The sequence below is a fragment of the Paenibacillus sp. P36 genome (assembly GCF_045866505.1).
GTDB lineage: Bacteria > Bacillota > Bacilli > Paenibacillales > NBRC-103111 > Paenibacillus_E > Paenibacillus_E chondroitinus.
Window position 1 is genome coordinate 5,203,767 of the sequence record NZ_AP038372.1, and the last position, 22,281, is coordinate 5,226,047.

At 46.6% G+C, this 22,281-nt stretch carries 19 protein-coding genes and 1 other annotated feature; of the genes, 6 read left to right on the plus strand and 13 right to left on the minus strand.

Translation table 11 applies throughout. The annotated features are described in order from the left end of the window. Positions 1 to 248: 248 nt before the first annotated feature. Positions 249 to 848, plus strand: coding sequence for a 30S ribosomal protein S4 (gene rpsD, locus ACKTT9_RS23480; RefSeq protein WP_127452159.1), 600 nt, complete (start codon positions 249 to 251; stop codon positions 846 to 848). A gap of 40 nt (positions 849 to 888) precedes the next feature. On the opposite strand, the gene tyrS is transcribed toward rpsD, so the two are convergent. Then, on the minus strand, positions 889 to 2,148 hold the full coding sequence (gene tyrS, locus ACKTT9_RS23485; RefSeq protein ID WP_127452157.1) for a tyrosine--tRNA ligase: 1,260 nt from the start codon (positions 2,146 to 2,148) through the stop codon (positions 889 to 891). 50 nt (positions 2,149 to 2,198) lie between these two features. Continuing rightward, positions 2,199 to 2,477: a binding site (T-box leader), on the minus strand. A 128-nt stretch (positions 2,478 to 2,605) separates the two neighbouring features. Between tyrS and ACKTT9_RS23490 the strand changes: the two genes are divergently transcribed. Further along, positions 2,606 to 5,716, plus strand: coding sequence for a transglycosylase domain-containing protein (locus ACKTT9_RS23490; RefSeq protein ID WP_407867832.1), 3,111 nt, complete (start codon positions 2,606 to 2,608; stop codon positions 5,714 to 5,716). Between the two features lie 62 nt (positions 5,717 to 5,778). Here ACKTT9_RS23490 and acsA read toward each other — a convergent pair whose 3' ends face one another. Further along, positions 5,779 to 7,503 (minus strand): acetate--CoA ligase, encoded by a 1,725-nt coding sequence (gene acsA / locus ACKTT9_RS23495; RefSeq protein WP_407867833.1) that lies wholly within the window; start codon positions 7,501 to 7,503, stop codon positions 5,779 to 5,781. Between the two features lie 224 nt (positions 7,504 to 7,727). Between acsA and ACKTT9_RS23500 the strand changes: the two genes are divergently transcribed. Both ACKTT9_RS23500 and ACKTT9_RS23505 read left to right on the plus strand, forming a co-directional pair. Then, positions 7,728 to 8,366: a GNAT family N-acetyltransferase gene (locus tag ACKTT9_RS23500; RefSeq protein WP_157321418.1), complete on the plus strand. Its 639-nt coding sequence runs from the start codon at positions 7,728 to 7,730 to the stop codon at positions 8,364 to 8,366. Positions 8,367 to 8,462: 96 nt separating this feature from the next. Further along, complete coding sequence (locus ACKTT9_RS23505) at positions 8,463 to 9,641, plus strand: acetoin utilization protein AcuC (RefSeq protein WP_407873100.1); 1,179 nt, start codon at positions 8,463 to 8,465, stop codon at positions 9,639 to 9,641. A 62-nt stretch (positions 9,642 to 9,703) separates the two neighbouring features. Here ACKTT9_RS23505 and ACKTT9_RS23510 read toward each other — a convergent pair whose 3' ends face one another. The 7 genes from ACKTT9_RS23510 to ACKTT9_RS23540 form a co-directional block, all read right to left on the minus strand. Then, positions 9,704 to 10,405 (minus strand): 5'-methylthioadenosine/adenosylhomocysteine nucleosidase, encoded by a 702-nt coding sequence (locus ACKTT9_RS23510; RefSeq protein WP_407867834.1) that lies wholly within the window; start codon positions 10,403 to 10,405, stop codon positions 9,704 to 9,706. Positions 10,406 to 10,497: 92 nt separating this feature from the next. Further along, positions 10,498 to 11,502 carry a catabolite control protein A gene (gene ccpA / locus ACKTT9_RS23515; protein WP_407867835.1) on the minus strand — a complete coding sequence of 335 codons (1,005 nt, stop codon included), beginning with the start codon at positions 11,500 to 11,502 and terminating at the stop codon, positions 10,498 to 10,500. 179 nt (positions 11,503 to 11,681) lie between these two features. Further along, positions 11,682 to 12,089, minus strand: a complete 408-nt coding sequence (locus ACKTT9_RS23520; protein WP_127452144.1) for a hypothetical protein — start codon at positions 12,087 to 12,089, stop codon at positions 11,682 to 11,684. 125 nt (positions 12,090 to 12,214) lie between these two features. Continuing rightward, positions 12,215 to 12,757 carry a type 1 glutamine amidotransferase domain-containing protein gene (locus ACKTT9_RS23525; RefSeq protein ID WP_407867836.1) on the minus strand — a complete coding sequence of 181 codons (543 nt, stop codon included), beginning with the start codon at positions 12,755 to 12,757 and terminating at the stop codon, positions 12,215 to 12,217. Position 12,758: 1 nt separating this feature from the next. Beyond that, on the minus strand, positions 12,759 to 14,498 hold the full coding sequence (gene ptsP, locus ACKTT9_RS23530; protein WP_127452140.1) for a phosphoenolpyruvate--protein phosphotransferase: 1,740 nt from the start codon (positions 14,496 to 14,498) through the stop codon (positions 12,759 to 12,761). Beyond that, a complete protein-coding gene (locus ACKTT9_RS23535; RefSeq protein WP_407867837.1) occupies positions 14,495 to 16,384 on the minus strand; it encodes a glucose PTS transporter subunit IIA in 1,890 nt (629 codons plus the stop codon). Before ACKTT9_RS23535 ends, ptsP begins: the two co-directional genes overlap by 4 nt. A gap of 194 nt (positions 16,385 to 16,578) precedes the next feature. After that, positions 16,579 to 17,391: a hypothetical protein gene (locus ACKTT9_RS23540; protein ID WP_407867838.1), complete on the minus strand. Its 813-nt coding sequence runs from the start codon at positions 17,389 to 17,391 to the stop codon at positions 16,579 to 16,581. Between the two features lie 218 nt (positions 17,392 to 17,609). Here ACKTT9_RS23540 and ACKTT9_RS23545 point away from each other — a divergent pair, with 218 nt between their 5' ends. Further along, positions 17,610 to 18,176 (plus strand): FAD-dependent oxidoreductase, encoded by a 567-nt coding sequence (locus tag ACKTT9_RS23545; protein WP_407867839.1) that lies wholly within the window; start codon positions 17,610 to 17,612, stop codon positions 18,174 to 18,176. 71 nt (positions 18,177 to 18,247) lie between these two features. Here ACKTT9_RS23545 and ACKTT9_RS23550 read toward each other — a convergent pair whose 3' ends face one another. Genes ACKTT9_RS23550 through ACKTT9_RS23565 form a run of 4 tightly spaced genes read right to left on the minus strand, consistent with a single transcriptional unit; the run spans position 18,248 to position 21,114 of the window. Then, positions 18,248 to 18,673, minus strand: a complete 426-nt coding sequence (locus tag ACKTT9_RS23550) for a CoA-binding protein (protein WP_407867840.1) — start codon at positions 18,671 to 18,673, stop codon at positions 18,248 to 18,250. A 12-nt stretch (positions 18,674 to 18,685) separates the two neighbouring features. Further along, a complete protein-coding gene (locus ACKTT9_RS23555; RefSeq protein WP_407867841.1) occupies positions 18,686 to 19,504 on the minus strand; it encodes a C39 family peptidase in 819 nt (272 codons plus the stop codon). 34 nt (positions 19,505 to 19,538) lie between these two features. Beyond that, positions 19,539 to 20,834, minus strand: coding sequence for a 3-phosphoshikimate 1-carboxyvinyltransferase (gene aroA, locus ACKTT9_RS23560; protein WP_157321428.1), 1,296 nt, complete (start codon positions 20,832 to 20,834; stop codon positions 19,539 to 19,541). A 49-nt stretch (positions 20,835 to 20,883) separates the two neighbouring features. Further along, positions 20,884 to 21,114: a fluoride efflux transporter FluC gene (locus ACKTT9_RS23565; protein ID WP_407867842.1), complete on the minus strand. Its 231-nt coding sequence runs from the start codon at positions 21,112 to 21,114 to the stop codon at positions 20,884 to 20,886. An 860-nt stretch (positions 21,115 to 21,974) separates the two neighbouring features. Here ACKTT9_RS23565 and ACKTT9_RS23570 point away from each other — a divergent pair. Then, positions 21,975 to 22,265: a rhodanese-like domain-containing protein gene (locus ACKTT9_RS23570; protein ID WP_407867843.1), complete on the plus strand. Its 291-nt coding sequence runs from the start codon at positions 21,975 to 21,977 to the stop codon at positions 22,263 to 22,265. Positions 22,266 to 22,281: the final 16 nt, after the last annotated feature.

Here is a 22,281-nt window from a genome sequence, read left to right on the forward strand (position 1 = left end):
TTCTGACGGATTGAGACTTGACACTTGCCCCGCTTTTTAATAAAATTAGAAGTCGAGTAACAACATGATTTCGGTGAATGCCATTTGTGATCACCCTCACTGCTTTTGCTCCTGCCAAGACAGCGGCTGAACTACTCTTGTCAGGGAATCACATTATGATTCGTAAGCAAAACCAGGCACTTGTCTTCACCCTGACATCTAGATGCTATCTACTAAACTATTTGTTAAAAAGAAGGAGTTTTTCCTAAATGTCACGTTATACAGGACCTAAGTTCAAATTAAGCCGCCGCGTTGGTATCTCTTTAAGTGGTAACGGCAAAGACATGAAACGCCCATTCCCTCCAGGTCAACACGGCCCAGGACAACGTAAAAAAATGAGCGGTTACGGCGTTCAATTAAATGAAAAACAAAAACTTCGTCACATGTACGGCTTGAACGAGAAGCAATTCCGCAACTTGTTCGACAAAGCGTCCAAACTTAAAGGTATCGCCGGTGAGAACTTCATGATCTTGCTTGAGAGCCGTTTGGACAACTTGGTTTACCGTCTTGGTCTTTCCAACTCCCGTGCAGGCGCGCGTCAACTCGTTTCTCACGGTCACGTAACTGTAAATGGCAAAAAAGTAGATATCGCTTCTTACATCGTATCCACTGGTGACGTTATCGCCCTTCGCGAAAGAAGCAAAGGCCTTTCCGCTGTGAAAGAAGCTCTTGCTAACCGTAACCACCTGCCAACTTACCTTGAGTTCAACGATGCAGCAGTAGAAGGCAAATACATCCGTTTGCCAGAGCGCGCTGAGCTTCCTCAAGAAATTGACGAGAAACAAATCGTCGAGTTCTACAGCCGTTAATAAAAGCAAACCCCTTAGGGAATTCCCTAAGGGGTTTATTTTATTTAAACTGAGCCAGATAGTAGTTCTTTTTGCCGCGGCGAATAACGATGTAAGACTCTCCGAGTCTGCCCAAGTCCTTGGCAACCGCATCAAGCTCTGTTATTTTGACCCCGTTAACCGTCACAGCTCCGCTTTCAATATCTTGACGAGCTTGACGTTTGGACGGTGCAGCCCCTACAGCAATAAGCAGATCCACCAAAGGCATATCCTCTTGTTCTAGTGTCGAGGACGGAACATCCTTAAAGGCTTCCTCGATCTCTGTACGAGATAGTTCCTGGATATTACCACTGAATAATGCCGCTGTAATATTAAGCGCGCTCTCCAGGGCGTCTCCCCCGTGCACAAGCTTCGTAACTTCACGAGCAAGCAATTTCTGCGCTTCTCTTTTCTCCGGCTGAGTTTGGACCTCGACTTCCAATTGCTCAATTTCCTCGTGGCTGATAAATGTGAAATACTTCAGGAAGCGAATAACATCGTTGTCCGCCGTACCCAACCAGAACTGGTAGAACTGGTAAGGGGATGTTTTGCTTGCATCCAGCCAAATTGCTCCGCCTTCTGTTTTACCGAACTTTTGTCCGTCACTTTTGGTCACAAGCGGCAAGGTTACGCCGTAAGCTCTGCTCTCCGTTGTTTTGCCAATAAGTTCAAGACCGGCTGTGATATTGCCCCACTGGTCACTTCCACCGATCTGCAAGGAACAATTTTTCGTTTCGTTCAGTTTCAAAAAGTCGTAGGATTGCAGAATCATGTAACTGAATTCCGTAAAAGAAATACCTTTTGTGATCCTGGAATCAACGGAATCCTTCGCCAGCATGTAGTTCACTGTGAAGTTTTTACCTACATCGCGCAAGAATTCAATCACATTCAAAGACCCAAGCCAATCATAGTTGTTGACTAACTCCGCGCTATTTTCGATATCCGATGAAAAGTCCAAAAATCTAGATAGCTGACCTTTAATGCTTTGAGACCATGCTTCTACGGTTTCCGGCCCGTTCAGGGTTCTCTCATTCGCTTTACCGCTAGGGTCTCCAATCAACCCAGTGCCTCCCCCTACGAGCGCTAGAGGAATGTGACCCGCTAATTGAAAGCGGCGCAATGTCAAAATAGGCAGCAAACTTCCGATGTGCAGGCTATCCGCTGTCGGGTCAAACCCGCAATACAAAACGACTCGCTCTTCGCTTAACTTCTTGTCCAAGCCCTCGCGGTCTGTAATTTGATGAAGCAATCCACGAAACTCCAAATCCTTCAAAATCGACATGTTCATCCATCTCCTTTGTTATGTGGGCATACAAAAAAGCCTTCTTATCCACAAGGGACGAGAAGACTTGACTCGCGGTACCACCCTAATTAAAACAGCAGTTACGTACATCTATAGGAACAACGCCCGTGTACGGCTAACTATTTTCACTCAAGAACCTGTAACGGGGTTTAATCGGCAAACACTACTAATGCAGCTTCTGTTGCTGCACGTTCCCATTCACTGCTCCAGACCGTAATTCACTAACCTGCAGGTACCGGTTCGCACCCTCCACCGGCTCTCTGAAAGCATCCACAAGCTACCTACTGCTGATCTATCTACGCATTTGATTCAATTTATATCATAGATTTCCGGCCATTGTCAAACCATGCAACCACCTTTCTTCGACACATCATTACCGCTGGGAGGGCAAATATGGTATACTATTAGGGTTCATGTAAGGAGGATATTGGAACTTATGCGCAATTTTTTCGCCAAAATCAATCGCCCTTGGGTAAGAACGACATTCAAAGTAATCGGAATTACGTTAAAATGGACGCTCATTTCTGCCTTTTTAGCAGGAATCGTGGGCGGCTCCGCGGCATTTGGATATGTCAGTGCACTGGTTAAAAAAGATCCTGTCCGCAGCGAGGAAGAAATTCGCCAGCAGATGCAGGAAAACGCAATAACCGGCTTTGCTTACTTCAATGACGACACGGTCATTGGACAATTGCGAACCGAGGAAGACAGGCGTCTCGCTCAATTGGATGATATTCCGCAAGTATTGTTAGATGCTGTTCTTTCCATTGAAGACAAAGACTTTAACGAGCATCACGGAATTGATTTCCGCGGACTTTACCGGGCAGTCACCCAAAAGCTGCTGAATGAAGAAGTCCAAACCGGAGGAAGTACGATTACGCAGCAGCTCGCCAGACGAGTATTTTTAACGTTGGATCGAGATGATGGCCGTAAAGCAAGAGAATTGCTGCTTGCTCTGCGGATGGAACGCCTGATGTCCAAAGATGAGATTTTGCTCGCCTATCTGAACAAAATCCCTTATGGAAACGGCTCAACCGGTTACAACCTATACGGGATTAAAGCGGCTGCCAAAGGTCTGTTCGACATTGATGATCTGAGCAAGCTTAACGTAGCCCAAGCCGCCTATCTGGCTGGACTGCCGCAATCCCCTTCTCAGTACTCAGCATTCACAAGTAAACCGGAGTTTGATGAAGATGGCTTCAAAAAGGCTGTTACCAGGCAACAGCTTGTACTGAAACGTATGCTCGAAGAAAAGAAAATAACGAATGAGCAATATCAAGCCGCTCTCAAGTTTGATCTGAAAGGATCCATGCCGTCTGCCGCTCAAAAAGCGTATACGACTTATCCGTATCTGATGATTGAGACGGAACAGGAAGCAGCCGAGATTTTGCTGAAAATTCAAAAGCCAGACCTTGATCCTACCAAAAATCAAGCCGCTTATAATGAAGCTTTAAAAGGCATACATACTCAGCTGCTGCGCGGTGGTTATCAAATTTACACCACGATCGACAAAACGATTTATGATTCCATGCACGAAATCTCAAGCAACGATAAGAACTTTGCACCAAACGATGAGAAAAAAGGCATTGAGCAAGTCGGCGCAATCATGATTGATTCCAAGTCAGGCGCCATTAAGGGAATGATTGAGGGTCGGAACTTCTTTGATGAACAGCTGAATCACGCTACACAAGCGTATAGACAGCCAGGTTCAACGATGAAGCCTATCGCCGCATACATTCCAGCTTTAGAAAAAGGAGCCATTCAACCGGCAAGTATTGTGGATGATATTCCGATCATTCTCAAAGACGGCGTCAAAGGTTTCCATCTGCCAGAGAACTGGGATCACAAGTTCCATGGGTTGATGACAGCCAGAAAAGCATTGAACCAGTCTTACAACATCCCTGCCATCGATATCTTTTTGAATAAGGTCGGTATTAACGACGCCTGGGATTTTGCGAAAAAGCTGGGGATCACTTCTATTCAAAAAGAAGATTATTACGCCCAAACCGGGGTAATCGGCGGATTAAGCCGCGGTACTTCCGTCAGAGAGCTGACTGGAGCCTACGCTTCTATCCCGAACAAAGGACAATACAATGAAACATTCATGATTCGCGAAATCAAAGATTCGAACGGTCAAACGATTTATTCTCATGATCAGAAGCCAACACAGGTCTACTCCCCACAAAGTGCGTATCTGATTACGGATATGATGAAAACGGTGATTAGCCAGGGTACCGCTACCGATCTAATGAAAAAGTATAAATCTTACGGCAAAATCGAGATTTCAGGTAAAACAGGCTCTACACAAGATGATGCTGATGCATGGTTCATGGGCTTTACACCGGATATTACGGTCGGCGTTTGGATCGGCTATGATCAACCCATCAATAAGCTCTCTTCCAAAACGCTGCAAACGAATCACGCGAAAGACGTCTGGGCCTTAATCATGAATAAAACGATCGAACAGAAGCCGGAGCTCTTCCCTACCAAAACGTTCGCCAAACCTGATGGTATCGTATCGGCAACTGTATCCAGCTTATCCGGTAAGCTGCCAAGCGAATTAACAACAAGCTCGAATCTTCAAGTGACCGATATTTTCAACAAGAAATACGTGCCTACGGAAGTCGACAATGTCATGGTACGGATGAAAATCAGCTCCTACAACGGCTTAAACTACATCGCACAGGATCAAACACCGATCGATTTCGTTCAAGAAAAAACGGTTATTAAACGCCAGAAATCGATTTCCCAATTGCTCAAAGAAGTTCAAGACGCATTGAATAAGCTTCCTGAGAAAAGCAGAAAGCCGATCGATAATTACAAACCGACCGATTATGATGACGATGCGCCTTCCGAAACCGATCCAAGGGTTGATGACGGCAAAGAGCCAAGTGCTCCAACTAATATAACAGCAACAAAGTCCGGAGAAACGGTCTCCATCACCTTCCAGCCAAGCCCGAACCCTGATATAGTCGGTTATCGCATTTATCGTTCGGATAACCGCGGCAAGTTCCAACTATTAGGCGGCAAAGTTGTTTTAGCCGGTGCGGATTCGAAATTTGTTGATACGATCCCTGCATCAAGCTTAATGGGATACTATGTGACGGCTGTTGATGTTGTCGGTAAAGAATCAGCACCAAGCCGTTCGGCCTATACGGACGGAAGCTCGCTTGATTCACTATTTGTCCCATCCGATGATGGCACGCAGATCCCAGGTGCCCCAGGTGCATCCACTCCACCTACTGGAGCAACTGAACCGCCAAACACGACGGCGAAGGATTCACCTGGTGCTCCGACCGGACTTAAAGCCAAAGCAGACGGAGCAGGCATTGTGCTCACTTGGAAAGCAAATGCTGCGAAAGAAAAAGTCAAAAAATATAACGTCTACTATAGCAACAAGGAAAAAGGCACTTACTCCAAACTTGGCACGGTAGAAGGCGGAACAGAGTTTCATTATTATGCAGCAGCTTACAATGGCTTCTACAAAGTAACGGCTGTGAGTGACTCAGGCGAGTCCAAAGCATCTGCTTCTATTGCCTATAATGACTAAAAAAAGAACCTAGTGATGATAATCATCACTAGGTTCTTTTTCTGTTCGTCGTTCAATTCATTCTAATCTTCAATCGTGGATAAGTCGCCTGTTGGGAGATTGAGCTCCCAAGCTTTGAGGACACGGCGCATAATTTTACCGCTGCGCGTCTTCGGCAGCTTGTCTTTGAATTCAATTTCACGAGGTGCAGCATGGGCGGAAAGCCCTTCTTTGACAAATTTGGAAATGTCCGCTTTCAGCTCATCGGATGGTGTGAAACCTTCACGCAGCGCGATAAACGCTTTAATGATTTCCCCGCGCATCGGATCAGGCTTGCCAATGACCCCTGCTTCTGCAACCGCAGGATGCTCAACAAGCTTGCTTTCAACCTCGAATGGACCTACCCGCTCTCCAGCTGTGTTGATAACATCATCAACGCGCCCTTGGAACCAGAAGTACCCTTCTTCATCTTGATAAGCCGAATCACCGGAAACGTACCAGCCTGTTAAACGGAAGTATTCTTCATATTTGGCTGGATTGTTCCAAATTTTGCGCATCATGGAAGGCCAAGGCGTCTTGATCGCCAGGTTGCCCATCCGGTTCGGAGGCAAGACGTTCCCCGCATCGTCGATAATAGCCGCTTCAACACCCGGGATCGGACGTCCCATGGAACCAGGCTTAATCGTCATGGAAGGATAGTTACAGATCAGCTGTCCGCCTGTTTCCGTCATCCACCATGTGTCATGAATGCGTTGGTTGTACACTTTCAATCCCCAACGAACAACTTCAGGGTTTAACGGCTCACCAACGCTCAGCACGTGGCGAAGAGACGAAAGATCAAATCCGGAAACAACATCATCGCCTGCTCCCATTAACATACGGAAAGCTGTCGGTGCACTGTACCAAACGGTTACTTTATATTTTTGCAGCGTGTTGTACCAATCCTGAGGACTGAAGCGTCCACCACGGATGACATTCGTAGCCCCATTCAGCCATGGAGCAAAAATGCCGTAGGAAGTTCCTGTAACCCAACCTGGATCGGCTGTACACCAGTAAATGTCGTCTTCTTGGAGATCCAGAACGATTTTACCTGTATAATAATGTTGAATCATGGCATTCTGTACATGGAAAACACCTTTCGGTTTGCCAGTTGAACCCGATGTATAATGAATAATGAGGCCATCCTCACGATCCAACCACTCGATTTCAAGCTCAGAAGAAGCCGTTTCCATCTCTTTGTAGAAGTCAACATGGCCTTCAGCTGGCTCCACATTTTCACCTACAACAATGATGTGCTTCAGATGAGGAAGTTCGCTCGAAGGAACCCGGGAAAGCAAGCTTGGCGTCGTCACAATTGCAACAGCTTCACTGTCTTCCAGACGATCTTTCACGGCTGTTTCCATAAAAGCTTCAAACAAAGGCCCTACAACAGCCCCTACTTTCAACGTTCCTAGCAACGCATAGTACAGCTCAGGCGTACGTGGCATGAAAATAAATACGCGCTCACCTTTGCCGATGCCAAGACCACGAAGCACATTACCGAACTGATTGGATCTGTCTTTCATCTGTCCAAATGTTACGGCCTCTTCTCTTTGGTTGTCGCTGTAATAGAGCGCAACTTTATCCTTCTTCGACGATTCAGCATGGCGGTCAATAGCTTCATAAGCCATATTCACTTTGCCTGTTTCGCTCCAGGAAAAGCTCTTTTCGATCTCTTTCCAGTCAAAATTGGCGTGTGTTTCCTCATAATTTTTCATGTTAGGATTAGTAGCTACCGCTTCAACGAGTTCAACTTTCATTTGATCCATGTACGTAAAACCCTCCTCACGAGATAAACCGCTTTCATTTTACTGATGTTTTCGAGCAAAATGTGATCGATTTTTGACATATTCTATTATATCACACGGAGAATTTTTCGCCTACGCCTAAGTTCAGCTTTTATTTGCAAATAAAATTTGGTATAAAGGGACTATGACCTAACCGAGAAGGAATCACTCATATCATGCTGTTTTTCAAAAGGAGAGCTAAGGTTATGCAGCATACCAAAATATATCACTCATTTCGCTTGCGAACAGCTCCCGATCAACCAGAAATTATGATAGAAGGTCCTGTTTCTGCTGACAGTTTGCAAAATCTCACGATGCATAGCAAATTAGATGCCTTCCGCAGACCCAAGGAACAACTGGAAGCACTAATTGAAATTGCCGGATTACCGGAAGGTCGGATCATCATTGCCAGAGATGGCGCTACCATTGTCGGCTATGTCACCTTCCATTATCCAGACGAAATCGAGCGGTGGTCACAAGGAAATATGCAGGATTTAATAGAGCTCGGTGCAATAGAAGTTGCGGATGACTATCGCACCATGGGGCTCGGCAAACGTATGATTCGCCTTGCTTTCGAAGACGAGCAGATGGAGAATGTCATATGCTTCACCACGGAGTATTATTGGCATTGGGACTTGGAAAATAGCAAGCTCACCGTCTGGGAGTACAGGCAAATGATGGAGAAGTTGATGAAAAGCGTCGATATGATCTGGTTCGCTACGGATGATCCTGAGATCTGTTCGCACCCTGCCAACTGTCTAATGGTTCGTATAGGCAAGCAAGTGCCTATCTCATCTGTGGAACAGTTTGATCGTATTCGTTTTCAACAGCGCTTCATGTACTAAAGGTAAAAACAAAGGAAAAGGTAAATCCGTCTTTGGATTTCTAGGACTTCAAGCAAGCATGTTAGCTCATTCGGGGGAATGTGGGATATGAACAAGATGGCATCAAATCCTGTCTTTATCTATGATGACGAAGAGATTCACTATAAATTTAATGAAGATCATCCCTTTAATCAAGACCGTCTCGTGATGACAGTCGACTTACTGCGCAAAGCCGGTGCGCTCCCAGACAACGCGCTGTGGGCGCCTCGCTTCGCTACAGACAGCGAACTGCTGCGGGTTCACGCCCCGGCTTACATCGAAGCCGTGAAAGCGCTTAGCGCTTCCGTGCCGGAGGAACGATGGGTCAAAGAAGCGGCACGCTTCGGACTCGATACCGATGACACGCCATTTTTCCCGGGGATGCATGACGTCACGGCGAAAATTGTTGGCGGTTCCATTACCGCAGCAGAGCTGGTGATGTCCGGCCAAGCCCCGCATGCGCTGCATCTGGGCGGCGGGCTGCATCACGCGCTGCAAAGCAAGGGCGCGGGCTTCTGCGTCTACAACGACGCTTCAGCGGCGATTGCGCACGCCAAAGAGACGTACGGCGCGAAGGTGCTGTACGTTGACACGGACGTGCATCATGGGGATGGCGTGCAGTGGAGCTTCTACGCCGATCCCCAGGTATGCACGTTGTCCATTCATGAGACGGGGAAATTTCTGTTCCCCGGCACAGGAGCCGTGAACGAACGCGGAGAAGGCGACGCGTTCGGAACAAGCATTAACGTCCCGGTGGAACCTTACACCGAGGATGAGTCGTGGCTGGAATGCTTCGGCGAGGTGCTGACCGAGACGATCGCCCGCTTCCAGCCGGACGTCATTATCTCGCAGCATGGGTGCGATGCCCATGCTTTCGACCCGCTCGCGCATGTGCACTGCTCCATGCGCGTGTACAAGGCTATGCCCGAGCTGATCCACTCCCTTGCGCACCAATGGTGCGAAGGGCGGTGGGTTGCGCTCGGGGGCGGCGGGTACGACATCTGGCGCGTCGTACCACGGGCTTGGAGCCTGCTCTGGCTCGTGATGAGCGAGCAGGCGGTTATCCCCCAGCTGGCGGCGCAGCCGCAGCTGAGGCTTCCCCAGGCGTGGCTGGACGCCTGGCAGAGCAAAAGCCCGGTCCAGCTCGTAGATACGTGGCTGGACCCTGTGGACGCTTGGGCGCCGATTCCGAGGCGCCAGGTCATTACGGAAAAGAACCGGCAAACGAAGGATCTCTCGATGATGTATTTGAAGTAGGCAGCCTACAAAAAAAGAGTTAAGCATGTTGTACATGCTTAACTCTTTTTTTATGCTCCCATTTACAGCTGCTTCACAATTTCCTCAACCATTTTATAAGAATTCTCAGATGCTTGAACCGTGAATTCCGCAAAGTTCACATGAGCGGAGCCATCTGCTTTATCAGACATCGAGCGAAGCACGACGTATGGAATACCATTCATGGAACAAACCTGGGCAACGGATGCTCCCTCCATTTCCACACAAACGCCGCCAAGCTCTGTGTTTAGCCCAGCTACTACTTCACGGCTAGCAATGAACTGATCGCCCGAGAGCACTCTCCCCTTTTTCACTTTACCTGCAAAAAGCTTCTCGCCTGAAGCAACGGCCAAATCCACCAGCTTGCTATCCGCTTCAAAAATAGATTTCGCTTCATAAGGAATGATACCTCGGGCGAAACCTAGCGGTGTAACATCCATGTCGTGCTGCATGCACTCACTGGAAACTACAAGATCACCGATGTTCAGTTCCGGATCCAACGCACCGGCAACACCTGTGAAAATGACGGCTTCAACACCGAATTTATCGATTAGAATTTGAGTAGTTACGGCAGCGTTAACCTTGCCTACGCCCGTTCGGCATACGACGACTTCCTTGCCAAAATACGTCCCTTCTCTGAAGGTAATTCCCGCTTTCACGGTTTCACGCACATCCGACATATGCGCTACAAGCAGTTCAATTTCTTCATTCATCGCACCGATTAGTGCAAGTTTATTCCATGTCATTTCATCGATCCTCATTTCCATTATGTATAAAGGAGAAAACCTCTAAGCGCGTCATCCTCGAAAGGAAGAGCTCACTTAGAGGCTTAAGTTCACTAGGATTGTGTAACAGAGTTACGGTAAATCACTTCATGCGGCAAAATGACCTGCATATTATCCGTTGATTCCTTGTTCATCAACTTCGTCAGAAGACGCATCGATACCGCTCCGATATCATACATCGGTTGAGCGACTGTCGTAAGCGTCGGTCTTACCATGGAAGCCATGCGAATGTTATCCACACTGATTACGGCGATATCTTGCGGTACTTTGAGTCCGCTATCTTGAATCGTGTGAATGGCGCCAATCGCCATCTCGTCTGTTGCCGAGAAAATGGCAGTTGGACGTGGGGAAAGCTCCAAGAAATATTTGACAGCGTCGACACTGGATTCATAACGATAGTTCCCGATTCGAACGTACTCATCGCGCAGCTCAATTCCTGCTGCATCGAGCGCTTTCTTGTACCCTTGGTAACGGGCGAATCCATTCGCCGGATCTTGCAAGGTTCCGGAAATCATTGCAATGTCGCGGTGTCCCGCTTCGATCAATACATTAACGGCATCGAATGCAGCTTTCTCGTGGTCAATATCGACGGAAGGCATTGTTTGTGCCTCATCCTTCGTTCCACATAAGACAACAGGAACGGAAGACGTACGGAAAGCTTGAATGTGATCTTCTGTCACGACGCCACCCATGAAGAGCAAGCCATCGACTTGTTTTTCCAATAGTGTGTTGATGACGCGAATTTCTTTTTCCTTCTTCTTGTCGGCATTGCACAAAATAATATTGTAGTGATACATATTCGCAATATCTTCAATTCCGCGCGCTACTTCTGCGAAAATTGAGTTTGAAATATCGGGAATGACGACACCAACGGTTGTCGTTTTCTTACTTGCCAAACCTCTTGCCACCGCATTAGGGCGGTAACCGAGTCGTTCAATGGCTTCAAATACTTTCTTACGTGTTTGCGGCTTTACGTTCGGATTGTTGTTTACAACCCGGGAAACGGTTGCCATGGATACGCCTGCTTCTCTTGCTACATCATAAATGGTTACGGTCACGGTTACTCTCTCCATTTTCAAAAGTATTCTGCGAGCCTAGTATATTACCGTTATGATACGACAAATTAATTCATCTTGCAATGAAAAATGAAAATACTTTGAAAATAATTTCATTTTGTTTTCAAAAGGTACACAAATATGTACAAAAGCCAATCCATAAGGGATTGGCCGCATGCTGCTTATGTCGAAATTGCGCTCTGTGTGATTTGAGATAAGCGTTTGCGAATTTCTTCGGTCCACGGCTCGTCACCTAGCGATTGTGCCAGCAGTAAGATGTCCAGAAGCTCATTTATACGTTCTTCAACAATCTTTTCCATGGAATCATTCATATGTTCTTTCTCAGTTACCTTGAGCAGCAAGAAAGCTACTTCCGATAGCTCATGAAAAAACAGCTGCTGCTTCTCAGGCTTACTCCCCAGCTTGCCGATTAAACCGGTAAGCTCGGGTTTAACATGAGGAACAACTTCACTGCGTCCACAAGCCTCACATGAATAAATAGGTACATTTTCAATATCGACTTTACTTTGATAAATAACCGTACGCAGACGAAGGTTCATCGTGCGTCCGCACTTACAAAACTTTTGCATTCTAACACTCCTTCACTGGCAGGCGGCATGAACATGAATTTCTTGTAATAAAGATATTCTACGATTCTATACGATTTCCTGCCGAAAAGAGAGTAGTAGTTTTTGCCACGAATGGAAGTGTCCTGTTACTTTTCCTGATGTTTATGGAATTGCACCAGCTCGTCCACAAAACGTTTGGAAAATGCCGGTAGATCTGGCGGGCGACGCCCTGAGATGATATTGCGGTCGACCACGACCTCTTCATCGACCCAAGTAGCTCCTGCATTTTCAAGATCATCGCGAATGCCTGGCGTGGAGGTCATCGTATAGCCATTTACGATTTTCGCTGAAATAAGCACCCAGCCAGCATGACAGATTTGAGCAATTGGCTTCACCGCGGCATGAAACTCCTGCGTAAGGCGGAGCACATCCGGATAACGGCGTAATTTATCAGGAGCCCAACCTCCTGGCACATAAAGACCGATATAATCCGAGGACTGCACTTCATCAAAGGCAAAATCCGTTGTGATGGGGACGCCATATTTGCCATGATAAACCGTTTTCGCTTTTGGCCCGACGATATCTACGACAACACCCGCCTCACGCAAACGTAAAACGGGATACCACATCTCCAAATCTTCGAACTCTTCATCAACAAATGCCAATACTTTCGTACCCTTCAATTCCATACTAAGTACCTCCCACAATGGATTCTGTCTGTTCGGTTTGTGCTAACAGCTCTATGATTTCATCGCTGGTTTTGCAAACTAAAATTTCATTTACCAACTGCTTGCATTTCTTAGCGTCACTGCTTAATAAGCGGTGTTTGACTTGCAAAATCGTTTGCACAGATATGCTCAATTCTTCAATGCCTAGACCTAACCAAATAGGAAGCGCGCGGACGTCTCCCGCCATTTCTCCGCAGACGCCGACAGGAATGCCAACACTTTTGCCAGCATCAATCACGTGTTTAAGAAGTCTGATAACAGCCGGATGATAAGGATTATATAAGTGCGCAATATTTTCGTTCATCCTGTCTACAGCAAGTACATATTGAACGAGATCGTTGGTGCCGATACTCATAAAATTCACTTCACTGGCAAGGACGTCTGCAATAAGAGCCGCTGCTGGTACTTCTATGGTTAATCCTACTTCAATTTGGGCATTGTAAGGAACCCCTTGGGCACTGAGTTCAGCTTTCGCCTTCTCCAGAAGGGCTTTGGCTTGACGCACCTCACCGAGCGAAGTGACCATTGGATACATGATTTTCACGTTCCCATAATGACTTGCTCTAAGAATAGCTTTTAACTGTGTCATAAAAAGATCTTTACGATCCAATGAGATTCGAATGGCCCTGTATCCAAGGAACGGATTATCTTCTTTGGCAAGCGGCATGTAATCCAGCTTCTTGTCTCCGCCAATATCCAAGGTTCGGATGACAATAGGTCGACCTTTTAATTGTTTGGCAGCGTGACGATAGACTTCAAACTGTTCATCCTCACCAGGCAGTGAATCGCGGTCCATGTATAGATACTCCGTACGGAACAAACCGACTCCAGATGCCCCGTTGCGTAGAACCTGATCAATCTCCATAACCGAGTTAATGTTGGCATGCAGATTCACGTAGCTATTATCCACAGTAACAGGCGCAACATCTGCGATTTCCTGCAAACTCTCTTTGAATTCCAGCCAATTCTTTTTGCGAGCCTGGTAACGCTCAATCGTGATCTTGTCCGGATTGATGTACAAGGTGCCCTCTTGACCGTCAATAATCAAGAAATCGCCGTTTTGAATCGGACGAAGAAGCTTCCCTTCCAAGCCTAAAACATAAGGAACCGACATGGCTCTGGCCATGATCGATACATGCGAGTGCGTGCCTCCAAGAATGGTTAGAAGCCCTAACACTTTAGTCGGATCAAGATGAGCCAATTGCGAAGGTGTAAGCTCTTTAGCGACCAAAATATACGGATGATCGATAGGCGGAACCGTTGAACTGGTATCCCCAAGCAAATGCTTCAGAAGCCTGTTGCCCACATCTTTAATATCCAGCGCGCGTTCCTTCATGTACTCATCATCGATCATATTGAACATACCGACGAATTTATCGATTACTTCTTTCACCGCAACTTCGGCGGCTTTGTACTGAAGCTCAATGATCCCCTGAATTTCATTCATAAAAATGGGATCTTCCAAAATCGCCAAGTGGGCATCAAAAATGTACGCCTGATCTTGCCCGACAACTTCCTTAATTTCCTGCTTGATTAACTCTAATTCATCTTTAGAAGAGCGGATGCCGTCATACAACCGCTCAAATTCATAAGCCAAATCTGTCACATCGATCATTTTCTCAGGAAAATCCCACTCCCACGTAGGAATGACAAAAGCCTGACCCATTGCTATGCCTGAAGACGCGCCTATCCCTCTGATCATCCGTTCATCCCCCCCGTAGATTTAGTAGGCTTTAAGACGACGGACATCACAGAACCTTGGCCTTTTTTAACAGATTTGAACGGAGCAAAGCTCCAAGACTTAACAAGATCCGGATTTGTAATAATCATCGGTGTCGCCAAAGATGAAGCAAACTTTTTAACTTTATTATAATTAAATTTAACTAACAATTGCCCCGCTTCTACACGATCGCCTTCTTTTACCACAGCATTAAAGCACTTGCCCGGTAAACTTGACGTATCGATACCAATGTGCAGCAAGACCTCTAATCCTTCATCCGTCAAAATGCCCAGGGCATGCATGGTCGGATAAATATGCATAATGGTACCTGCAACAGGCGAGACCAGCTCCCCTTTTTCGGGAATAAACGCTACCCCGTTGCCCACCAATCGCGAGGCGAAAATGCGGTCAGGCACTTCCTCAATAGGAATCATGCGCCCTTGCATCGGCGAAGTAAACAAAACTACATGAATATCTTTGCGCAGTACTTTCATAATCTCTTCACGAATTAGCTCTGAGAATGTCCCGAACACGACCTGAACATTGCCTCCTCCAAGACGGATGACGCCTGCAGCTCCTAAATGTCGTAATGCCGTGATGTCAATCAATCGATCATTAACAAGCGTAAGGCGCAATCTGGTAATGCAGGCTTCAATCTTCTTAATATTGTCTTTCCCACCCAAGGCTTGCAAAATTAAAGGTGAGCGATACGGAATATCGCCAGCCCATTCTTCAAGTGAAGAACCTTCTTCCCTGCCTGGCGTCGGGATTTGGAACCGTCTGATCGCCCAGCGAAACATGAAGTAATACACCAGTCCATACACGATTCCAATCGGGATTAGCAGTAGACCGTTATGCGATAAATGCAAATTAATAACATAGTCTATGGCACCTGCCGAGTAAGAAAAACCATGTTGAATATGCAGCTCATAGGCCAACCACATGGCTACACCTGATAAAATAGCGTGAATAATGAACAAATAAGGTGCAACAAACAGGAAAGCAAACTCAATTGGCTCCGTGACACCTGTCAAAAAAGAGGCTAGCGCCGCTGTTAGAAATGTCGCCTTAATCTTCGGCTTCAAATCCTCACGCGCTTCCCCAATGATGGCAAATGCAATGGCAGGAAGCGCAAACATCATGATGGGGTATAGACCGGCCATATACATCCCAGCCGTAGGATCACCGGCAAAAAATCGTGGTAAATCCCCGTAAGCCATCTGCCCTGACGGTGTTTTGTAAGCTCCCACTTGAAACCAAAAAAAGTTATTCAAAATATGATGCAGACCTGACGGCACTAACAATCGATGCGCAATACCGTAAATAAATGCACCAAACCCGCCTAGGCCAAGCAGCCAATTCGAAAGCTTCCCCATCACATCTTCCAAAAACGGTCCTATCACAATCATGATATAGGACACAATGAGCGTGCACATTCCCATGATGAGCGGCACCATGCGGGGGCCACCGAAAAATTGTATGTATTCCGGTAGCTTGATCTCTTTGCAGCGATGATAAATAATGGCTGCAAGCAAGCCGATTAAGATCCCGCCCGGTACACCCAATTGAAAATGGGACCCCAGTGAATGTTCGATGAGCCTCGTAAACATAAAATAGCCCAGCATGGCAGACAGTCCGGCGATTCCGGCACTTTCTGTAAGACCGAGCGCCACGCCAACAGCGAATATGATGGGTATATAGTCAAAGACTGTATTCCCTGCTAACAGCAGCATATCCCCAAAGCCGGATGCATGAATCCCATCCCAAGGTAGATTCCCCAGACTAAGCAGCACAGCAGCAATAGGAAGCGCAATGGTGGGCAGCATTAATGAGCGGCCAAGCTGTTGTAAGTTCCCCATCCAGTTCAAACGTATGCTACCTCCTAAAAGTTTTGCTTTAACAAAACCAACATCGTAAGCCAAAGCCCAGTGTTCTCGAAAAAACTTACATGGTAAGCATAAGCCTCTCTTATCAAATCGTATAGCTTGTTTGCCCGTTTGTCAAAACAAAATAAGCAGGTCGAGGATCGACCCGCTTATACATGTTGGAAAGCATACGGCAATTAGTACGAAGAATTATTTCCGTATTGCTGCCCCATGCCCGTACTGCTGAAACTTTGGATAAACGGTTGTGTGTTTTGCTGTTGGTAGCTTTGATATCCCGCTTGTCCTTGCTGCCCTTGTTGCCCCTGCTGTTGATATCCTTGCTGCGTGCTTTGTTGAAAGGCATAGGTCGGTTGGTAGGAGTAGGATTGCGCAGAAGAATTAGATGAGTCACTGCGCAAATAAGCATCATGACCTGGCTGGTTTCCACGGTAATTAGCCGTATGGTAAGCATTAGGCGAAACATAAGTTTGAGCATTAGGCTGCTGATTCATTTGTGAAGAGCTCGTATAGTGGCTCGTAATCGATGGTTGGCTGTAGGAATAGGTCGACGGTTGAGATTGATTAGAAGTGATGGCATTGCTTTGGTTATTCATCCCGTTGTAGGTAGAATAAGCGCTTTGGAAGCTTGATGGTTGGTAATGCGATGATACGGAAGACTCGCTGCGCGTATAGTTGTCATTGCCCGTCTGGTTCCCCCGGTAATTGGCCATATGAAAAGACTCCGTAGCAGCATGGCCTTGATTATAGCCCTGATTCTGATTGCTGCCTTGATTATAGCCTTGACTAAAGCTTTGAGTAGTACTGCTTGATACCGGTTGGGTGTAAAAGGACTGGACATAACCTACAGGTTGATACTGCTTTTGGTAACCTTGATATTGGGAGGTGTTGCTCTGATAACCTTGTGACGCTTGGTTGTTGTGGGACGCTTGCATACCTTGCGAAGAGTTACCGAACGATAAGGTACCGTTGTTGTTGAAGTTGTTATACATGTGTGTAAATCCTCCTACATACTTCTATATTTTGGGCACCTTTTGGGAGCCTCTTTTATTCTCTCCGCTCCTCCGTTTTTTATTTATTTTATTTTAAGATCCATGCAAAGTGGTTCAAATGAGAAAACATACTTTCTATACACGTAAGTTGACTAATAGGAAATAAATATGCCATAATTTCTTAGTACCCTATACACTTTACAAGGAGGAATACGGACATGGCCTATGACATTATTATTATTGGAGCAGGACCTGCTGGAGCAAGTGCAGCCTTATTCTCAGCCAAAGCTGGCAAATCAACGCTCGTTATCGACAATGATCAAAGCGTGACAAAACGTGCGTGGATTGAAAATCATTATGGTGTAGATGGCATTACCGGTCCTGATTTAGTCGAAATCGGGAAGAAACAAGCCGCTAAATTCGGTGCTGAATTCGTGCAAGGCAAAGCTGCACAATTGAATCAGGCTGGCGACGGCTTTCAAGTAACAACAGAAAATGGTACATATGAAGGTAAGTATGTCATTCTTGCTACAGGTTTATCCGTTGACCTTGCCGAAGCCTCCGGCATTCAGACGAAGCCAGGTACTGAGCCTCGTATCAAAACGGTTGTCGATGCGGATGTACAAGGTAACACCAGCCTCAAAGGGGTATGGGCAGCTGGCACAATCGCCGGTGTTTCCATGCACACCATTGTTACTGCCGGGGATGGCGCCAAAGTGGCTATTAACGTGATTAGTGAGTTGAATGGTACACGTTATGTCGATCACGATGTATTAAAAGCTTAGGCTTTATCGTAAATAAAACCGCTTCTCTCTCACCATAACGGTCAGAGAAAAGCGGTTTTTTGTGTTATACCTTAGTTGTTCCGCGGATTGAGAATGGCGTCCTCAACTTTAATGCAACGGTCCATAATGACTTCTAAGCCACCCTCACTTGCGATGCGGGCTGCTTCTTCATTCACGATTTCAAGCTGCAGCCAGAACACTTTAGCTTTAATTTGCACAGCTTCCTCCGCAACGGGAACGACTTGATCCGCCCGGCGGAAAACATTGACGATATCGACAGGCTCCGGAATGTCGGATAACGAAGCATAGCACTTCTCACCCAAAATTTCCGTTGCATTCGGATTGACGGGAATGATCCGGTATCCTCTGCTCTGCATGGCAGCCGCTACCATATAAGATGTGCGATCAGGCTTGTCGGACAGACCTACGACGGCAATATTGCCTGCATTCGCAAGAATTTCCTTAATGTGCTCTCTGGACGGATTTTCAAAAGTCATGCTTAGTACCTCCTATTTTTTCAAGTAAGTGAGGCCTTGCTTCCCCATAGCGGTCCAACTCTCAATAAACTGAGCTTTGTTTACTTGCAGCTGTTTCTTGCCGCTTAGCGGGTCATTCAAGTATACATTATTCTCATCGAATCCGACCAATAATACAGCGTGCTCCGCATAAGTCGTTTGAATCGGGCCAATCGGCGTGTCCCACGTCACCCATTTGTATGGCAAATTATAATCAATTGTCGTCCATGTAATGACCGGAATACCGCTTGCCACTTGCTGTTCAAATAGCTCAAAGGACTCACCCGTAATATCGATCGCTTCCGGAATGTAGGACTTTAGCTGTGGGAAAAGACCGGCATGGTAAATGCCGAAGCCCCTTTGCTTTCGGGTAACATCACCTACAAAGCCTATGTTCGGGTTCCCCCAATAAGCAGGTGAACCATCTGCATTTAGCTTGATAGGTGTATTATCTTTGGGCATCTCGGATGCAAGTTCCATCTTGCTTTTGGTAATTCCATAGTAATGCAGAAGCATTGTTAAACTCGTTATTTCACAACCTGCAGGCAGTTCAGGCAGTTGAGAAAAAACAGGCGCATCAATCATTGCTGATTTTTTTGTCTGGATTGTCGGTTGTGGCGAAGAAACCTCCGCTGCTTGAACTGGCTCATTTGGCTTAACCGTGGCCACTACAGGATTGGCTGCAAATAATGCCGGCTCTTTCCCGGTAGCTTTGGCATACAGCAGTACAGCAAAAACACTGCTGGCAAACACAAGTCCTGCAACGAGGAAAAATCCAAACGTCACCTTTAACCCCTGCCAAATAATCCTCATGCTGACTCACCCGATCCTTGTTTTTGGAATGAAGTTACTCCTTCACAAGTTCAACCTGAGCACCGATAGAACGCAAATGGTCAAAATATTGCGGATACGATTTGGCCACGTGATGAGCATCACGAATAGTCAAACCCTTCTCGGAACGAAGTCCAACGACGGTCAAAGCCATAATGACGCGATGATCGAAGTGAGCGTTGATCTCGACACCGCCAGTAACTCCTTCCGGCTTGCCGTGGACGATAATCTCACTTTGACGCTCTTCCACATCTGCGCCTGCTTTCCGCAGTTCGTTCAAGTAATCGGTGATTCGGTCGCACTCTTTGTAACGCAAATTTTCAACATTGTAGAAACGCGATGTACCTTCTGCAAATACAGCAGCCGCAACCATAGCTAGTACAGCATCTGTAAAGTGATCGCCATCAAATTCCCCTGCGATCAGTTTTTGATTGCCGCGAACGTGTACAACTCCGTTATCATGAGTTAAATTAACACCCATTGCACGTAAAACATCCACACAAGCTTTCTCGCCTTGCTTGCTGTTTTCTTCCAAACGAAGAACTCGTACGTCCGAGTTCGTCACTGCCGCCGCTGCCAGAATGGCCGCAGAACCCGGATAATCGCCTTGAATCACATACTCTTTGGCTTGGTACGATTGTCTGCCTGGAATCCGGTAGTGCATCAAGTCTTCGCTTGCATGAACGACAATGCCTGCTTGCTCAAGCACTTCGAGCGTTTGGCCCACAATAATTTTGGATTTCAAATCATGAAGCACTTCAATCTCGCTATCTTCTTCAAGCAGAGGTGTCATGAATAAGAGAGAGCTAAGGAACTGCGAGCTGACGTTTCCGGAAACCGTAAGTTTGCCGCCGCGGGGTTTGCCCCCTTTAATTGTTATCGGCAAACGTCCGTTAGAATGTTGTACTTCTACGCCCATTTGCTGCAAAGTTTCGATTAAATCGTCATGTGGACGCTTACCCAAGGATTCAGGATACGTGTTAACGAACGTTACATCCGGGCAAAATGCTGCTGTAGACATTAAAAACCGCAGAACGGCACCGGCATTTCCTACGTTCAACTCAGACACGTGTTTAGGGTTCTTGCCGAAACCTGTAATGACAATCTTCTCATCATCTTCTTCGATGACAGCGCCCAAATCTTGTACACAACGTCTCATTGCATCACTGTCTTCACTGTGAGCCGGGTAATAGATCGTGCTTGTCCCATTCGCAAGTGCACCGATTAGCAAATAACGAGTTGTGTAGTTTTTGGAGGAAAGGGCGTTAATTTCTCCTTGTAGATTTGCAGTAGGTTTCACAATGGCTTTCATGTGGTTAATATCTCCTTCGCATGTGTTTATATGTAATATCCGATGAATGTTAATAGAATTCCACCGGTATAACTGTAGTGAAAGCTCTCATAAAACAGGTACCAATCAATAGTTTCCAATTATCAAACGCAGGATATTTCATCAGAATTCCCAGTAAAAAACAGGCCAAAAGATTTATTGTCAGTGTACCATACGGAATAGAACTTGGGAACCTTCTCGAACATGTATGTGCCACGCAGCCAAACTTCATGTTACTTATGAAAACGGCCGTACTGCGCATACTCCAAGCCCGCCCTTAGGATGTAGCTTGGTAGTCGAGGCTGCTCGGAACTTGTCGCCGGAGCCTTTGCGCTGCGTTAGCGCATCGCAGTGCCAGCGGAGCGTGAAAGCGTATAAGGGGCCACCATTGCCGAGGCTCCTGTAGAGCTAACGGACCTCAGTGCCGTTATTTGCGATAAATGGCTCCTTTTTGCTAACCTAACGGACTCTAGGGCCGTTAATTGGTCAAAAGACAGCCAAATTTCGTGTTAATCATGAAAATAGCGGCTGTGGCGTCCGTTAGAATTTGAAAACGGCCTATTTTCTCTAAATAAGGGCCGCTCGGTCCGTAAGGTTTTCGGACGGCGCGCAAACTACGAGCTCGCTCTGAGGATGTAGCTAGGGAATCGAGGCTACTCGGGACTTGTCGGCGGAGCTTATGGGCCGCGTTACCGGATCGCAGTGCCTGCAGAACGTGAAAGCGTATAAGAGGCCCCCATTGCCGCGGCGCTTGTAGAGCTAACGGACCTCAGTGCCGTTATTTTCAATAAAATGGCCCCTTTTTGCTGACTTAACGGACTCTAGAGCCGTTAATTGGTCATAAGACAGCCAAATTTCATGTTAATCATGAAAATAGCAGCTGTGGCGTCCGTTAGAATTTGAAAACGGCCTATTTTCTCTAAATAAGGGCCGCTCGGTCCGTAAGGTTCTCGTGCGGCGCAAACACCAAGCTCACCCTTAGGATGTAGCTCGGCAATCGAGGCTGCTCGAGACTTATCGCCGGAGCTTATGCGACACGAGGTTTGACATCTTGTCTTAATGTTTCTATCATTACTTCTGATGGGGTTTATCCCCCGCATTTTAAAACAAGGAGGTCCTACGATGGATACGATTTTACCATCCGACGTCAAAGATAGATTAAGCCGTGGCGAGAAGTTGGCAATCATCGACGTTCGAGAAGACGAAGAAGTGGCAGAAGGCATGATTGCCGGTGCAATCCATATTCCACTAGGCCAATTGCCGGAGCGACTAAGCGAGATCCCGCAGGCGGATGAAGTGATTCTTGTTTGCCGCAGCGGCAATCGCAGCGGGCGAGCGCTTGGCTTTTTGGAAGCACAAGGCTATAAAGGCCTTAAAAACATGACCGGCGGTATGTTGGAGTGGGAGGACTAAGCTTAAAGCTTGTCCC

Excerpts from the sequence above, each read along its gene's own strand:
- ACKTT9_RS23525 (WP_407867836.1), bottom strand. The coding sequence starts at position 12,757 with ATGGAATTGAAGGGTACGAAAGTATTGGCATTTGTTGATGAAGAGTTC.
- ACKTT9_RS23505 (WP_407873100.1), top strand. The coding sequence starts at position 8,463 with ATGGCATCAAATCCTGTCTTTATCTATGATGACGAAGAGATTCACTAT.
- ACKTT9_RS23555 (WP_407867841.1), bottom strand. The coding sequence starts at position 19,504 with ATGAGGATTATTTGGCAGGGGTTAAAGGTGACGTTTGGATTTTTCCTC.
- ACKTT9_RS23500 (WP_157321418.1), top strand. The coding sequence starts at position 7,728 with ATGCAGCATACCAAAATATATCACTCATTTCGCTTGCGAACAGCTCCC.
- rpsD (WP_127452159.1), top strand. The coding sequence starts at position 249 with ATGTCACGTTATACAGGACCTAAGTTCAAATTAAGCCGCCGCGTTGGT.
- tyrS (WP_127452157.1), bottom strand. The coding sequence starts at position 2,148 with ATGTCGATTTTGAAGGATTTGGAGTTTCGTGGATTGCTTCATCAAATT.
- ACKTT9_RS23565 (WP_407867842.1), bottom strand. The coding sequence starts at position 21,114 with ATGCGCAGTACGGCCGTTTTCATAAGTAACATGAAGTTTGGCTGCGTG.
- ACKTT9_RS23490 (WP_407867832.1), top strand. The coding sequence starts at position 2,606 with ATGCGCAATTTTTTCGCCAAAATCAATCGCCCTTGGGTAAGAACGACA.
- ACKTT9_RS23510 (WP_407867834.1), bottom strand. The coding sequence starts at position 10,405 with ATGACATGGAATAAACTTGCACTAATCGGTGCGATGAATGAAGAAATT.
- ACKTT9_RS23545 (WP_407867839.1), top strand. The coding sequence starts at position 17,610 with ATGGCCTATGACATTATTATTATTGGAGCAGGACCTGCTGGAGCAAGT.
- ACKTT9_RS23540 (WP_407867838.1), bottom strand. The coding sequence starts at position 17,391 with ATGTATAACAACTTCAACAACAACGGTACCTTATCGTTCGGTAACTCT.
- ACKTT9_RS23550 (WP_407867840.1), bottom strand. The coding sequence starts at position 18,673 with ATGACTTTTGAAAATCCGTCCAGAGAGCACATTAAGGAAATTCTTGCG.
- acsA (WP_407867833.1), bottom strand. The coding sequence starts at position 7,503 with ATGGATCAAATGAAAGTTGAACTCGTTGAAGCGGTAGCTACTAATCCT.
- aroA (WP_157321428.1), bottom strand. The coding sequence starts at position 20,834 with ATGAAAGCCATTGTGAAACCTACTGCAAATCTACAAGGAGAAATTAAC.
- ptsP (WP_127452140.1), bottom strand. The coding sequence starts at position 14,498 with ATGATCAGAGGGATAGGCGCGTCTTCAGGCATAGCAATGGGTCAGGCT.
- ACKTT9_RS23520 (WP_127452144.1), bottom strand. The coding sequence starts at position 12,089 with ATGCAAAAGTTTTGTAAGTGCGGACGCACGATGAACCTTCGTCTGCGT.
- ACKTT9_RS23570 (WP_407867843.1), top strand. The coding sequence starts at position 21,975 with ATGGATACGATTTTACCATCCGACGTCAAAGATAGATTAAGCCGTGGC.